Raw genomic sequence first — 743 nt, forward strand, 5'->3', positions numbered from 1 at the left:
TGGGCGCGCAACGCGCTCACATTGGTGTTGATGACAGTCATGTTGTTCCTTTCCGGCCGAGAGGCCATTCCCGTGGTGTGATGGCTCGGCGAGCGGTCACGGATGAGGTAACGGCGGGACGCTGCACGGATTAAGCCGATACATCAAAAAAAGACGCCCCGGTCGTGGGGAGACCGGGGCGTCTGGATCAGGCCAATAAGGGACCAACCAAAGTCGGCCTGAAAATCAATCGTGCGATATCAGCGCAGCAGGTTCATCACGCCCTGCTGGCTCTGGTTCGCCTGGGCGAGCATCGCCGTCGAGGCCTGGGCGAGGATGCCGGCAGCCGCAAGGTTGGTCGATTCGGCCGAGAAGTCGGCGTCTTCGATGCGCGACTTCGAGTCGGCCAGATTGGTGACGCCCGAGGTCAGATTGTTGACCGCCGCATCGAGGCGGTTCTGCTGCGCACCGAGGTTGGCACGCTCGGTCGCCACCGTCTGGATCGCGTCGTCGAGAATCTTCAGCGCGTCCTTGGCGTCGGACTTCGCGCCCGCACCGGTCGTCGATGCCGCCAGCGACAGGTCGATGTCGGCAACCGACTTGCCGGCCGCCGGCGTGGCGGTGGCCGTCGCACCCGTGCCCAGCGCATTGGCGTGAAGATCGCCAAGCTTGATGGTCACCGTCTCGGTCTTGTTGAGACCGGTCTGGATATCGAAGCTGGCGGGCGTGATGACCTCGGCGCCGGTGCCGGCACCGGGGTTGGC

At 64.5% G+C, this 743-nt stretch carries 1 protein-coding gene; it reads right to left on the reverse strand.

Annotation, left to right across the window (positions count from 1 at the left end):
* Nucleotides 1-239: 239 nt before the first annotated feature.
* Nucleotides 240-743 (reverse strand): flagellin (locus SGR02S_RS19315; RefSeq protein WP_255211533.1); only part of this gene is annotated, 504 nt, incomplete at its 5' end.

Origin of the sequence: Sphingopyxis granuli NBRC 100800 (genome assembly GCF_001591045.1) — a bacterium.
Classification (GTDB): Bacteria; Pseudomonadota; Alphaproteobacteria; order Sphingomonadales; family Sphingomonadaceae; genus Sphingopyxis; species Sphingopyxis granuli.